The organism is Ornithinimicrobium pratense (genome assembly GCF_008843165.1).
In the GTDB taxonomy this organism is placed as follows: domain Bacteria; phylum Actinomycetota; class Actinomycetes; order Actinomycetales; family Dermatophilaceae; genus Ornithinicoccus; species Ornithinicoccus pratensis.
Genome location: NZ_CP044427.1, coordinates 2155894 through 2169164 on the forward strand (window position 1 = coordinate 2155894; position 13271 = coordinate 2169164).

General features: G+C 71.5%; 15 protein-coding genes. 3 read left to right on the forward strand and 12 right to left on the reverse strand.

The window, feature by feature from the left end:
- Positions 1 to 67 precede the first annotated feature (67 nt).
- From FY030_RS09835 to FY030_RS09880, 10 genes are all read right to left on the reverse strand, one after another.
- Positions 68 to 394: a DUF2469 domain-containing protein gene (locus tag FY030_RS09835; protein ID WP_158061351.1), complete on the reverse strand. Its 327-nt coding sequence runs from the start codon at positions 392 to 394 to the stop codon at positions 68 to 70.
- Positions 391 to 1179: a ribonuclease HII gene (locus tag FY030_RS09840; RefSeq protein ID WP_192498559.1), complete on the reverse strand. Its 789-nt coding sequence runs from the start codon at positions 1177 to 1179 to the stop codon at positions 391 to 393. Before FY030_RS09840 ends, FY030_RS09835 begins: the two co-directional genes overlap by 4 nt.
- Positions 1176 to 1961: a signal peptidase I gene (lepB, locus tag FY030_RS09845; RefSeq protein ID WP_238348221.1), complete on the reverse strand. Its 786-nt coding sequence runs from the start codon at positions 1959 to 1961 to the stop codon at positions 1176 to 1178. The genes FY030_RS09840 and lepB overlap by 4 nt, the downstream gene beginning before the upstream one ends.
- Before the next feature lie 192 nt (positions 1962 to 2153).
- Positions 2154 to 2579, reverse strand: coding sequence for a 50S ribosomal protein L19 (rplS, locus tag FY030_RS09850; RefSeq protein WP_158061352.1), 426 nt, complete (start codon positions 2577 to 2579; stop codon positions 2154 to 2156).
- A gap of 246 nt (positions 2580 to 2825) precedes the next feature.
- Complete coding sequence (gene serB / locus FY030_RS09855) at positions 2826 to 3707, reverse strand: phosphoserine phosphatase SerB (RefSeq protein ID WP_158061353.1); 882 nt, start codon at positions 3705 to 3707, stop codon at positions 2826 to 2828.
- A 54-nt stretch (positions 3708 to 3761) separates the two neighbouring features.
- A complete protein-coding gene (gene trmD / locus FY030_RS09860; protein WP_238348222.1) occupies positions 3762 to 4505 on the reverse strand; it encodes a tRNA (guanosine(37)-N1)-methyltransferase TrmD in 744 nt (247 codons plus the stop codon).
- A complete protein-coding gene (rimM, locus tag FY030_RS09865) occupies positions 4502 to 5026 on the reverse strand; it encodes a ribosome maturation factor RimM (RefSeq protein WP_158061354.1) in 525 nt (174 codons plus the stop codon). The genes trmD and rimM overlap by 4 nt, the downstream gene beginning before the upstream one ends.
- 107 nt (positions 5027 to 5133) lie before the next feature.
- Positions 5134 to 5376, reverse strand: a complete 243-nt coding sequence (locus FY030_RS09870) for an RNA-binding protein (protein WP_158061355.1) — start codon at positions 5374 to 5376, stop codon at positions 5134 to 5136.
- 2 nt (positions 5377 to 5378) lie between these two features.
- Positions 5379 to 5939 carry a 30S ribosomal protein S16 gene (gene rpsP, locus FY030_RS09875; RefSeq protein WP_158061356.1) on the reverse strand — a complete coding sequence of 187 codons (561 nt, stop codon included), beginning with the start codon at positions 5937 to 5939 and terminating at the stop codon, positions 5379 to 5381.
- A gap of 130 nt (positions 5940 to 6069) precedes the next feature.
- A complete protein-coding gene (locus FY030_RS09880) occupies positions 6070 to 7596 on the reverse strand; it encodes an XRE family transcriptional regulator (RefSeq protein ID WP_158061357.1) in 1527 nt (508 codons plus the stop codon).
- A gap of 118 nt (positions 7597 to 7714) precedes the next feature.
- On the opposite strand from FY030_RS09880, the gene aceA reads away from it, so the two are divergent.
- Both aceA and FY030_RS09890 read left to right on the forward strand, forming a co-directional pair.
- On the forward strand, positions 7715 to 9019 hold the full coding sequence (gene aceA / locus FY030_RS09885) for an isocitrate lyase (RefSeq protein WP_158061358.1): 1305 nt from the start codon (positions 7715 to 7717) through the stop codon (positions 9017 to 9019).
- 85 nt (positions 9020 to 9104) lie between these two features.
- A complete protein-coding gene (locus tag FY030_RS09890; RefSeq protein ID WP_158061359.1) occupies positions 9105 to 10769 on the forward strand; it encodes an aldolase/citrate lyase family protein in 1665 nt (554 codons plus the stop codon).
- A 54-nt stretch (positions 10770 to 10823) separates the two neighbouring features.
- Here the strand turns inward: FY030_RS09890 and FY030_RS09895 are convergent, their stop codons facing one another.
- Positions 10824 to 11906, reverse strand: a complete 1083-nt coding sequence (locus FY030_RS09895) for an amidohydrolase family protein (protein ID WP_158061360.1) — start codon at positions 11904 to 11906, stop codon at positions 10824 to 10826.
- 60 nt (positions 11907 to 11966) lie between these two features.
- On the opposite strand from FY030_RS09895, the gene FY030_RS09900 reads away from it, so the two are divergent.
- Complete coding sequence (locus tag FY030_RS09900; RefSeq protein WP_158061361.1) at positions 11967 to 12671, forward strand: N-acetyltransferase; 705 nt, start codon at positions 11967 to 11969, stop codon at positions 12669 to 12671.
- 12 nt (positions 12672 to 12683) lie between these two features.
- On the opposite strand, the gene FY030_RS09905 is transcribed toward FY030_RS09900, so the two are convergent.
- The gene (locus FY030_RS09905) at positions 12684 to 13271 is read right to left on the reverse strand and encodes a mismatch-specific DNA-glycosylase (RefSeq protein WP_238348223.1); all 588 of its coding nucleotides are present in this window, start codon (positions 13269 to 13271) and stop codon (positions 12684 to 12686) included.

Below are 13271 nucleotides of genomic sequence, written 5' to 3' on the forward strand. Positions count from 1 at the left end.
AAGGCGCCTCCGGCCACTCCCCCTGCGGCCGGAGGCGCCGCCCTTCACCTGCGGACCTCGGTGCTGCTCACTTGCCGAAGGGACTATCGCCGTCCGGGACCTGCAGGTCGCTCTTGGCCAGCTCCTCGACGTTGACGTCCTTGAAGGTGATGACCCGGGCCTTCTTGATGAACCGCGCAGGACGGTAGACATCCCATACCCAGGCATCGGCCATCGTCACCTCGAACCAGGTCTCGCCGCCACCGGTCCGCACCTGCACCTCGACCTCGTTGGCCAGGTAGAACCGACGCTCGGTCTCGACGACGTGGCTGAACAGACCGACGACGTCGCGGTACTCCCGGTAGAGCGCCAGCTCCATGTCGGTCTCGTAGCGTTCCAGATCCTCCGCGCTCATCCTGCGCTCCCTTCCTCGTTGCTGTGGGTCTCGTCGCTGTGGGCCTCGTCGATGTGGGCCTCCCCATCCAGGTGCGCCTGCCCCGTCAGCCGCCAGCTGCGCCGGTGCCAGTCGCTCGGGCCCAGCTCGCGCAGCGCGTCCAGGTGCTCGGCTGCGGCATACCCTTTGTTCTGCTCCCACCGGTAGGGCGTGTGCCGTTCCTCACCCGCAGCCTGCACCATCAGTGTGTCGCGCGAGACCTTGGCCAGGACGGACGCCGCGGCGACCGAGGAGCAGCGCAGGTCGGCCTTGACCATGGTGCGCACGGGCGGCGGGGGTGGCGCTTCTTCCAGGAGCCCCAGCAGCCCCACCCGACGCGGGTCGGTGAGCCAGTCATGGTTGCCGTCGAGTAGCACCAGGTGCGGCGTGATCCCCTCCAACTGGGTGAGGGCCCGCTCGCCCGCCAGGCGCAGCGCTGCCATGATGCCGATCGCATCGATCTCCTCGGGCCAGGCATGGCCGACCCCGTGGCCCAGGCACCACCGGCGGATCCGCGGCACCAAGCGCTCCCGGGCTGCGGGCGTGAGCAGCTTGGAGTCCTTGACCCCCTGCGGCGCGCTGCGGCAGTCGGCGTCGATGGCCACCACGCCGACCGAGACTGGGCCAGCCAGCGCCCCCCGGCCGACCTCGTCCATGCCCACCAGCACGGCATACCCCTCGCGCTGCAGGGTCCGCTCGACCCGCAGGCTCGGCCGGCGGGGGCCGGCGCCACGGCGGGCGCTCGTAGGGCGGGTAGTGGCGGTCACGACGTGGTGCTCTCCGGGACGCTGTCGTAGGTGTCGGGAGTGGTGAACCAGGTGAAGTTGCTGAAGGGGTAGATCAGCACGAACGCCTTGCCCACGATGTTGTCGGTGGGGACCGAGCCCGCGCTGCCGGTGCCGTCGTCGTTGGCCCGGGAGTCGCGGGAGTTGGAGCGGTGGTCGCCGAGCAACCACACGTGGTCCTCGGGCACGATGATCTCGAAGGGCACCGTGCTGGGGGAGTCGCCGGGGTAGAGGTAGGAGCTCTCGTCCAGCGGCTGCCCGTTGACGCTGAGTCGGTCGTCCTCGTCGCAGCACACCACGGTGTCCCCGGGCATCCCCACGATCCGCTTGATCAGGTGGTTGCCCTGCGAGGACGGCACCACCCCGACGAACTCCAGCCCGGCGAAGACGCCATTCATCAACGGCCCCCGGTCAGGACCCTGCACGGCGGGCAACCAGCCGCCCGGGTCCTCGAAGACGACGACGTCGCCCCGCTCGATGGACATGGGCCCGGCCTGGATCTTGCTCACCATCACCCGGTCGCCGTAGACCAGCGTGTCCTCCATGCTGCCGGAGGGGATCCAGAAGGCCTGCATGACGAAGGTCTTGATGAGGAAGGAGATGAGCAGCGCGGTGAGGGCGATCACGGCCAGCTCGCGCACGCCGCGCCAGAACCCGCCGCCGCGACGCCGGTCACGCCCCGGGTCAGGCTCGTGCGCAACGTGCGTGGCGTCCTCGTCGGGCACCTCGCCGCCCGTGGGGTCCTCGCGGGTCCGGTCGCTCACCTGCTGCCGTCCTTGCTCGTTCGATGGGGCCTGCGATACGGGCTCGCCCGGTCAGGGCTGGTCCGTTCGGGGTCGGTCTGGCCCTGCCGACCCTAACCCGGCCGGCTGGACAGACGCCGATCCCCCGCCGGATGTCCCGGGCGGGGGATCGGTCCGCGCCGATGCGCGGGTATGCACTGTAAACGGGTCTGCTCAGGCGTCCTGCGGGGCACCTTCGGTGGCCGCAGCTGCGGGAGCGGACTTGGCCGCGGAGGCGGCCTTGGCCGAGGGGGTGCTGTCGCGACGCTCGCGGATCTTGGCGGCCTTGCCGCGCAGGTCGCGCAGGTAGTACAGCTTGGCGCGACGGACGATGCCGCGGGAGACGACCTCGATCTTCTCCACGTTCGGGGAGTGCAGCGGGAAGGTGCGCTCCACACCGACGCCGAAGGAGACCTTGCGGACGGTGTAGGTCTCGCCGATGCCACCACCGTGGCGGCGAATGACGACACCCTTGAAGATCTGGATACGCGAGCGGGTGCCCTCGATGACCTTCACGTGGACGTCGACGGTGTCACCGGCGCGGAAGTCCGGGATGTCGCTCCGCAGGCTGGCAGCGTCGAGCTCGTCGAGCTTGTGCATGATGCTTCTCCTACCGGTGGTGCCACAGGTCACCCTCGGCGCTTGGGTGCCGGCGGCAGGGCTGCCACCGGCACGGTCGTCGTGGGGTGCGGTCCCTGGTGTCGGCCCCTCGCGCGGTCCCCCTGTGGCAGGGGCGCGAGCCGTGGTCGGTCAGCCGGGACGCAAGGGTCAAGTGTGCCAGAGGCGGTGGCCCGGCACCAACTTCCACCCGCTGCTCGACCGCACCGGCGGGGCCGGCGTCCGAGCTCACGCCGGACGCACGAACTCCTGCTCGGCATACCCCTGCAGGAAGAGCGCGGCGGTCAGGTCGGCGTGGTTGACCCGGACCGGCACCTGGGTGGCGACCACCGGTTTGGCGTGCAGGGCCAGGCCGGTCCCGGCCCTCTGCAGCATGGGCAGGTCGTTGGCCCCGTCGCCGACCGCAAGCACGTCGCGGGTGTGCAGCCCCAGCCGGGCCACGATCTGCTCCAGGGTCGCCACCTTGGCCTCCTTGCCCAGCACGGGGGGCATGACCTCTCCGGTGAGCCGTCCGTCGCGGGTCTGCAGCGTGTTGGCGCGGTGCTCCTGGAAACCCAGCCGCGCCGCCACCGCCTGGGTGAACTGGGTGAACCCGCCGGAGACGAGCGCGGTGTAGGCGCCCTGTGCCCGCATTGTCGCCACCAGCACCTCGCCGCCGGGGGTGAAGGTCACCCGCTCCTCGATCACCGTCGCGATCAGCGACTCTGGCAGGTCCCGGAGCAGCGCGACCCGCTCGTGCAGGGCGGCGGCGAAGTCCAGCTCGCCGTTCATCGCCCGGGCGGTGATGTGGGCCACCCGGTCCCCCACCCCGGCGTACGCGGCCAGCTCGTCGATGCACTCCTGCTCGATCATCGTGGAGTCCATGTCGGCGACCAGGACCCGCCGTCGCCGTGGTCCGTCCGGCTGGACGACCAGGTCGACACCCTGCTCCTGCCACCGAGCCCAGGCCTCCTCATCGACGGCGTCCGGGCCGCCCACGCGGGCTACGACCGCTGACCCGGCGGCCAGCCACCGGACCTCGGCGAGGGTCCGGCCGGCCGCCGCCTGGCGTACGGCTGCGTCAGTGAGGTCGGGACGGGTCGGTGGGGCGAGGAGGGTCAGGACTGGCACGACTGGATGGTAGGCCGTCGGGCCGCGCCCGCTGGAAGCCGACCGCGAGGGGCTCTACCGCGCGTCCCCCGCGGGCGGCTCGGCCTGGCTCCGTCGGTAGGCCTCGATGAGGTCCGGCCGCCTGGCCGCGGTGCGCTCCAGCCGCTTCTCTTGCCGCCACCCGGCGACCTTGCCGTGGTCGCCGGAGAGCAGGACCGGTGGCACCTCGCGGCCGCGCCAGAGCGCAGGCTTGGTGTAGACGGGGTACTCGAGCAGGCCGTCCTCGTGCGACTCCTCGACGAGGGACTCGGCGTTGCCGACCACCCCGGGCACGAGCCGCCCGATCGCTTCGGTCATCGCGAGGACGGCGACCTCGCCCCCGTTGAGCACGTAGTCGCCCAGGGACAGGACGCTCACCGGCAGTCGCTCGGCATACTCCTCGTAGACCCGCTCGTCGATCCCCTCGTAGCGGCCGCAGGCGAAGACCAGCCAGTCCTCGTGGGCCAGCTCCCGGGCCCGGGCCTGGGTGAAGGGCGTGCCGCCCGGCCCCGGCAGGATCAGGTGCGGGCTCGCCCCGTCCGGACCTGAACCGAGCACGTCGTCCAGCGCCTTGCCCCACGGCTCGGGCCGCATCACCATGCCGGCGCCGCCGCCATAGGGGGTGTCGTCGACGGTGCGGTGCCGGTCGTGCGTCCAGTCCCGCAGGTCGTGGACCCGTACCTCCAGCAGTCCACGCTCCCGGGCGCGGCCCAGCAGGGACAGCTCCAAGGGCGTCAGGTAGTCCGGGAAGATCGTGATGACGTCGATCCGCAGGGTCACTTCTCCCCCAGCTCCAACAGCCCGGGCGGCGGGTCCAGGACCACACGGTGGGCGTCCTCGTCGATCTCGGGCACCAACTCTTCCACGAACGGCACCAGCAGGTCGCGGCCGTCGGGGGTGCGGATTTCCAGGAGGTCCTGGACCTCACGCAGGTGCAGCGCGACGACCTCGCCGACGCTGCTGCCGTCGGTGAGGACCGCCTCCATCCCCTGCAGGTCCTCCTCGCGCCACCCGTCCTCATCCTCGGGCTCGTCCGCGTCTGGCACCAACAGTCGGGTGCCGCGCAGCGTCTCGGCGGCGCTGCGGTCGGTGTGGCCGCCGAAACCCAGCAGGTAGACCCCCTGGTGCACCCGCACCGTGGCCAGCTCCAGTGGCCCGACGCCTTCGGGCTCGGTGGTGAAGACGGCCCCGGTCACGAACCGGCGCTCGGGATCGTCAGTGTGCACCTGGACGGTGACCTCGCCACGCAGCCCGTGCGGCTTGCCCACGCGGGCGACGATGAAGGTCTCAGGCTGGCTCATCTGGCTTCCTTGGGGTGGGGGGTATGCAGCGTGAGACGACGATGGCCCGCCCGGCGCGGGTGCGCGGGGCGGGCCGTCGGGAGGTGCAGGCGCCGGTCAGCGGACAGTCAGCGAACACGGTCAGTGTCGACGATGTCGACCCTGACCTTCTGACCGCCGGCCAGGGCACCGACCACGGTGCGCAGCGCGCTGGCGGTGCGGCCCCGGCGACCGATGACCCGGCCCAGGTCCTCGGGGTGGACCCGGACCTCAAGGATGTCGCCGTAGCGCGAGCTCTTGGTGCGCACGGAGACGTCACCGTCGTGGTCGACGATGCCCTTGACCAGGTGCTCCAGGGCCTCCTCGATCACGATCAGGCCTCGGCCTTGTCAGCCTGGGTGTCCTCGGCAGCCGCGGCGTCGCTCGCGGCCTCTTCAACCGAGGCCTCCTCGGCCTTGGGCTCTTCAGTCTTGGGCTCTTCAGTCTTGGGCTCTTCGGTCTTGGGCTCTTCAGCCGGAGCGTCCTCAGCCTTGGGCTCCTCGGCCTTGGCCTTGCGGCGACGGGTGTCGGGCGAGTTGCCCCCGTCCTCCTTGTCAGCGGCGGCGAGGGCGGCCTCGTAGAGAGCCCGCTTGTCCGGCTTGGGCTCCTTGTGCTTCAGCGTGCCCTCGGCACCCGGCTCACCCTTGTGCTTCTGCCAGTCACCGGTGACCTTGAGCAGGGCAGCGACCTGCTCGGTGGGCTGGGCGCCGACGCCGAGCCAGTACTGCGCCCGCTCGGAGTCGATGTCGATGAGCGAGGGCTCCTCGGTCGGGTGGTACTTGCCGATCTCCTCGATCGCCCGGCCGTCCCGCTTGGTGCGGGAGTCCATGACGACGACGCGGTAGTACGGTGCACGGATCTTGCCCATGCGCTTCAGGCGAATCTTGACAGCCACGTGTGCGGTGTCTCCTCATTCTTGGTCTGGTGTGTGCAGCCCTGCGGTCCGCGTGGGGAACACGCGCGGTGACGAGCTGCGTGGACACATCTGGGCAGGTGAGAGGGACCGACCGCAGATGGGTACCGGATCATTGTGCCAGATCCTCGGCGCCCTCCCAACCGGGCGCATGATCGGCGACGAACCGCAGCACTTCGGTGTCGTCCACACCCGGGAACACTCCGGGTGGCATGACGGCCAGCAGGTGGGAGTGGGCGCGAGCGCTGGGCCAGACCTTGCCCGCCCACTGCCGGGCCAGCTCCGCCGGCGGCTGGGTGCAGCACCGTGGGTCGGGGCAGCCGGAGACCCGGCGCTGCGTGGTCTCCCGGCCGCGCATCCAGCGCACCTGGTCGAACGGCACCCCGAGGCTGACCGAGAACACCCCGGCGGGGGTCTGCTCGGCCACGGCGGTGCACCAGAAGGTGCCGCGGCCGGTGTCGGTGTACTGCGCGTAGGCCGACCCCACCGGCTCTCCGAAGACGACACGGGCCGTCCAGGCGCGACACACCCGGGCACCCTCGATGGCCCCGGAGGCGTCCATCGGGAAGCGCACGCCGTCGTTCTCGTAGGCCTTGTAGATCACGCCGTCGGCGCTGGTGCGCATGAAGTGCACGCGCAGGTCAAGATGGCGCGTGGCCAAGTTGCAGAACCGGTGGGCGGCTGTCTCGTAGGACACCCCGTAGGCGTCGCGCAGGTCCTCTAGGGCGATGTCCCGCTGAGCCTTGGCTCGTTGCAGGAAGGGCACCGCGGTCAGCTCGGGGACGAGCACGGCGGCGGCGAAGTAGTTGATCTCCACCCGTTGGGCAAGGAACTCGGCGTAGTCACGCGGTGGTTCGTGCTCCAGGACGACGTGCCCCAAGGCCTGCAGCGCGGCCGCCCGGATGTCGTGCGCGCCGCGGGCCGGCAGGTAGATCCGCCGGTGGTCCAAATCGGTCACCGTCCGGGTCGAGGCCGGGACGTCCGGGACGACCTCGAGCTCGAAGCCGACGTGCCGCGCCATCCGGCTGACCGCCTCCCGGGTGACCGGTCCATGGCTGTGGTCGACCACCCGCACCAACTCGGCTGCCCGCGCCTCGATCTCCGGGAAGTAGTTGTCCGCTTCACGCATCAACGCCCGCAGCTCCGCATTGGCCAGGCGGGCGAACTCGGGCGTGGCCGCGCGCTGCTGCTGCAGCCCTACCACCGTCTCGTAGAGCCCCACGAGAGCCTCCAGCGCGTCATCCGGCAGGCCCGCCCCCGTGCGGACCGTGGGTATGCCGAGGGTCTCGAAGCCCTCAGAGCGCTGGGCCCGCTGCCACCGCACCTCCAGCGCGTCGCGGCGGGTCGGCGCACCCCCGGACAGCAGTGCGGCGGTGTCCACCTGCAGCGTCGCGGCCAGGGCCGCCAGGGTAGAGACGCGCGGCTCCCGGTGGCCGTTCTCGATGAGGGAGAGCGCGGACGGCGACATCCCGACCTCGGTCGCCACGTCAGCCAGGGTCAGGCGGCAGCGCCGGCGGTAGTGCCGGATCCGGCGACCGACCGCGACGGGGTCGGCCTGACCCGCCCGGACCTCGTCCTCGACCCCGTCCAGCCGGGTCGACGGGCGGAACGGAAGCACCCGGGCGTGAGAAGTCCGCATACCTCCACCTTAACGAAAAAACCGATGTTCTTGACAGGATCTGGACGTCTGATAGGGATCGGAGCGGGGCAGACTCGTGAGAACAGCCCGCTTTACCCTCACCACACGGGAGCCGATGATGACGACCACCACCCCCTCCACCGAGCGGACGCCCTTCGCGCAGCAGGCCCAGGAGATCGAGCACGACTGGGCAAGCAACCCCCGCTGGAAGGATGTCGAGCGCCGCTACTCCGCCGAGGACGTCGTGCGGCTGCGCGGCTCCGTCGTCGAGGAGCACACCCTGGCCCGCCGGGGCGCCGAGCGCCTCTGGGAGGCCCTGGAGACCACACCGTTCACCCGCGCCCTGGGCGCCCTGACCGGCAACCAAGCGGTGCAGATGGTCAAGGGCGGGCTGGAGGCCATCTACCTCTCCGGCTGGCAGGTGGCCGCCGACGCCAACCTGGCCGGCGAGACCTACCCCGACCAGAGCCTCTACCCCGCCAACTCGGTCCCGGCGGTGGTCCGCCGAATCAACAACGCGCTCAAGCGTGCCGACCAGGTCGCCTGGATGAACGGCGAGACCGACGTCAACTACTTCGCCCCGATCGTCGCCGACGCGGAGGCGGGCTTCGGCGGTCCGCTCAACGTCTTCGAGCTGATGAAGTCGATGATCGCCGCCGGCGCCGCCGGCGTGCACTGGGAGGACCAGCTGGCCTCGGAGAAGAAGTGCGGTCACCTCGGTGGCAAGGTGCTGGTCCCGACCAGCCAGCACGTGCGCACCCTGAACTCAGCCCGGCTCGCTGCCGACGTCCTCGGGGTCCCCTCGCTGGTCATTGCCCGCACCGACGCCCTGGCCGCAGACCTGCTGACCAGCGATGTCGACGAGATCGACCGGGAGTTCACCACCGGCGAGCGCACCTCCGAGGGCTTCTTCCGGGTCCGCAGCGGCATCGAGCCCGTGCTGGCGCGGGCCAAGGCCTACGCCCCGTACGCCGACCTCATCTGGGTCGAGACCGGCACCCCCGACCTCGGTCTGGCGCGGGAGTTCGCCGAGGAGCTGCACAAGGACTTCCCCGACCAGAAGCTGGCTTACAACTGCAGCCCCTCCTTCAACTGGAGGTCGGCGCTGTCCGACGCCGAGGTCGCCGAGTTCCAGGACAAGCTGGGCGAGCTGGGCTACGCCTTCCAGTTCATCACCCTGGCCGGCTTCCACTCCCTCAACCACGGCATGTTCCACCTGGCGCACAGCTACGCCCGCCAGGGCATGAGCGCCTACGTCGAGCTGCAGGAGGCCGAGTTCGCCGACGCCGAGCGCGGCTACACCGCGGTGCGCCACCAGGCCGAGGTCGGCACCGGCTACTTCGACGCCGTGAGCACCGCGGTCAACCCGGAGTCCTCCACCACGGCACTGTCCGGCTCCACCGAGTCCGAGCAGTTCCACTGATCGGCGGCCCTGCTGACCGATCGACTCCATCGATCGGGCAGCAGGTCTGACGAGGCACCCGGGACCGGCCCGCCACCTGTGCTGGGTGCCTCGGCATACCCTGGCTGCCAACCCGGTTTCCCACCCCCACGCCCCGTACCCGCACCACACCCGCCGCACCCAGGACGAGGACACGATGGACCAGGACCAGTACCCCACCGGACTGCTCGACGAGACCAGGCTCCAGGCGCTGCGCACGCTGGAGCGGGAGACGCGTACCGAGTTGCATGCGCTCATCGAGGCCCGCAAGGACCTCTCCCGGACGATCCGTGAAGGCGCCGAGCTCGAGGTGCCGGCCGCGGCCCGGCACACCCGCGACGACGACGCCTGGCGGGTGCGCCCGCACCCGGCCGACCTGACCTACCGGCTCGTGGAGCTGGCCACGCCGGCCACCCCCGAGCACGCCAAAGGTGCCCTGGCCTCCGGGGCCGATGTGTGGGTGGCCGACCTGGAGGACATGCTGGTCCCCACCCAGGCGCGGCTCTTCGCCGCCCAACGGGTGATCCAGGAGGTCGCGACCACCCGGAGCGGCGACCCCGAGCCGGGGGTCCCCACACTCATGGTCCGCCCTCGCGGGCTGCACCTGGACGAGGCTCACTTCCTCGTCGACGACGCGCCGGCAAGCGCCGCGCTCACCGACACCTTCACCTTCCTGGCCCGGTGCGGGGCCACCCTGCAGGACAACGGCACCGGCCCCTACGTCTACCTGCCCAAGCTGGAGACGGCGGCCGAGGCCCGCTGGTGGGACCGGACGCTGGCGCGGATGGAGGAGCTGCTGGGACTGCCCCAGGGCTGCACCCGCGTCAGCGTGCTCGTCGAGACGGTTCAGGCCGTCTACGAGCTGGAAGACATCGTGCACGAGCTGCGGGAGCGGGTGACCGGGCTCGCCGCAGGCCGGTGGGACTACGTCTTCTCCCACCTGCGCACCTACGGCGCCCGGCCCGACCACGTGCTGCCCGACCGGGACGCCTTCACCATGAACACCCGCTTCCTGCGCACCTACTCCGACGCGATCGTGCGGGTCTGCCGCCGCCGCGGGGTCCAGGCCATCGGCGGTCCGATCGCGCTGGCCGCCGGCGGCCCGTTCGACGAGTCGGTGTCGATGACGCACGCCCGGGTGCACCGGGACAAGGCTCGGGAGGCCGCCGAGGGCTTCGACGGCGCCTGGGTGCTGCACCCTGCCCTGGTGCCTGTCGCCCGGGCACCCTTCGAGGAGCGCGACCGTCACCGCGAGGAGGGTGACCTGCCCGAACCGGCCCGACCCTCCGGCGCGATCGACCCTGGGGCGCTGCGCGACGTGAGTTCCCTGGCCGGCTCGGCCACCCTGACCGGGGTCCGCACCGCGCTGCGCTCCTCGCTGACCTACCTGACCGGCTGGCTGGCTGGCGAGGGCACCATCACCCTGGCCGGGCACGTCGAGGACTTCGGCACCGTGGAGCTGAACCGGATGCAGCTGTGGCAGTGGCTCTTCCACGGCACCCGCCTGGCGGAGGGACCGACGATGTCGGAGCGGCTGCTGGACCGGATGCTGGAGGACGAGGTCTCCCTGCTGCGGCGACGCGGTGGCCGGGAGGACCTGCTGCAGCTGGCCGTCACCCTCCTTCGTGAGTCGATGGTTGCCGAGGAGCCGCCGGCCTTCCTGTACCAACAGGCCTACGAAGCGCTGCTGTCCGTGGAGAGGACGGGGGACGGCGACGCCGCGGTGGCCTGACCGATCCGCTCTAGTGGGGCCCGCTCCGGGAGGGCAGCTTCGGGAGGGCCCCCTCTAGTAGAGGTGGCCGCGCAGGATCACCCGGTGCGGGTCGGCCATGGTCCGCACGTCCTCGCGCGGGTCGTCCCGGTAGACCACGATGTCGGCCGCCTCCCCCTCGGCGATGCCCGGTCTGCCCAGCCACTCCCGCGCCGCCCAGGTGGCTGCCCCGATCGCCTCCAGGTTGGACATCCCGGTCCGGGTCAGCGCCTCCACCTCACGGGCGACCAGCCCGTGCGGCAGCTGGCCACCGGCATCGGTGCCCACGTAGACCGGCACGCCGGCCTCCCGTGCCTTGGCCACCGTCTCGTAGCGGCGCTCGTACAGGTCCATCATGTGGTCGGCGTAGGTAGGGAACTTGCCCCGCCCCGCCTCGGCGAACTTGGGGAAGTTGTCGATGTTGACCAGCGTGGGCACGATCGCGATCCGCTGGGCGGCGAAGGTGTCGATCGTCTCATCGGTCAACCCCGTCGCGTGCTCGATGCAGTCCGTCCCGGCCGCGGCGAAGTCGGCCAGCGACTGCTCCCCGAAGCAGTGCGCCGTCACCCGCGCCCCCTCCTCGTGCGCGGCGGTGATCGCCTCGGTGAGGATGTCGACCGGCCAGCACACCCCCAGGTCCCCGCTCTCCCGGTCCACCCAGTCACCGACCAGCTTCACCCACCCGTCCCCGTTGCGCGCCTCCTGACGCACGTACTCCACCAGGTCCTCGGGCTCGATCTCCCAGGCGAAGTTGCGCAGATAGCGCTTCGTCCGGGCGATGTGCCGCCCGGCGCGGATCAGCCGCGGCAGGTCTTCGCGCTCCTGCACCCACCGGGTGTCGGCCGGGCTCCCGGCGTCTCGCAGCAATAGCGCGCCCGCGTCCCGGTCGGCCAGGGCATGCTCCTCGGCACGGGCGTCGTCGACCGCGCCGTGCGCCTCCAGCCCGACGTGGCAGTGGGCATCGACCAGCCCCGGCACGGCATACCCGTGGACGGTCTGCACCTCCCCCGACATCGGCGGGGTGAGGCTGACCACCCCCTCGATCACCCAGACCTCGTCCAGGACCTCCCCGGGACCGACCAGGACCGAGCCCTGGATGTGCAGCGCCGGTGCGCTCATCTCGCCTCCTTGCGGGTATGCCGTGCGCTCAGGTTAGCGAGTAGGTTCGGCCATGTGCTCATGGACCGGGTCGACCTCACCGCGCTGCTCCGCGGGGCGGCGGGAGGGCGGTTCCCGCCGGTCGACGGCGGGGTCTCCCGGGCGCGGCCCTGGCGAGCGGGGGTGGAGGCCGCGGTGGCCTTCACCGGGCACGCGGTCCTGGCCGTCGCCGCCGAGGTGAGCGATGAGGCGCTGCTGCGGCTCGGGGTGCACGGCTACGGCGGCGTCCACGACCCCCGCCTGGTGGCGGCGCTGGCGGGTCAGGGCGAGATCGGGGTGCTCGACGTGCTGCTGGTCGCCCCGGCCACCGAACCGACCGCTCAGGCTCCGGGCCCCGAGACCCGTCCGGACAGCGACGTGCCCGTCGCGCCGCTCGTGACCCGGCCCGACCTGGCCTGCGCGGAACGGGCCCGCCATGCACACCTCTGGCGCGACGACGTGCGGGTCCTCGGCCTGCCCGACCATGAGACCACTGGGCTGGCCACCCTGTCGCGCGGCATTGCGGGTCTGACGGAGGTCGGCATCCAGGCGGAGGACGGGGAGGCTGGACAACTCCTGGCCGGAGCCTTGGCCCGGGTGCCCCGCGGTGAGTTGGTGCTGGCCTCCGTGACGCCCGGCAACGCCCGCTCGTTGCGGTTCTTCCTCCGCCGCGGTTTCGTGCCGGTCGGCTCGGTGCAGCAATGGCGGCCTCGCCGCGTCCGACCTGTGGACGACGCGACAGGCTGACCAGGCCGCAGGTCAGCGCGCGAGCACCCTCGCCTCGCGGGCCGGGTGGGCGTAGGAGGCCGCCAGGGAGTCCACGGTCTCGTGCGCGTTGAGCCCGCTAGGGTTCGGCACCACCCAGAGCACCGCCTCCTCCAGCGGGTCGGCCTGGCGACCGGCCACGGCCGTGCGCACCCCGAAGGCGCTGCGGTATGCGGTGATGCCGGCCACCGCGACCACCCGGGGTCGCACCCTTCGCACGGTCTCGCGCAGCCGCTGCCCGCCCTGGCGCAGTTCCTCCTTCGACAGCTCGTCGGCCCGCGCCGTGGCACGCGGCGCCAGGTTGGTGATCCCGATCCCCCGCCCGAGCAGGTGGGCCCGGTCCTCGTCGGTCATGCCGGCGGCGGGGTCGATGGCGTGCTCGATGATGCCGGCGCGCAGCAGCGCGGGGTAGAACCGGTTGACCGGGTGCGCGAAGTGGGTCTGGGTGGCTGCGGTCCACAGCCCTGGGTTGATGCCGACGAAGAGCAGACGCACCGCCGACCCGTCGGCGGGCAGCAGGTCAGGCACCTCCCTGTCCCGGAAGGACTCCAGCTCGGTTTTGGTGAATCGTCGGGTCGCCAC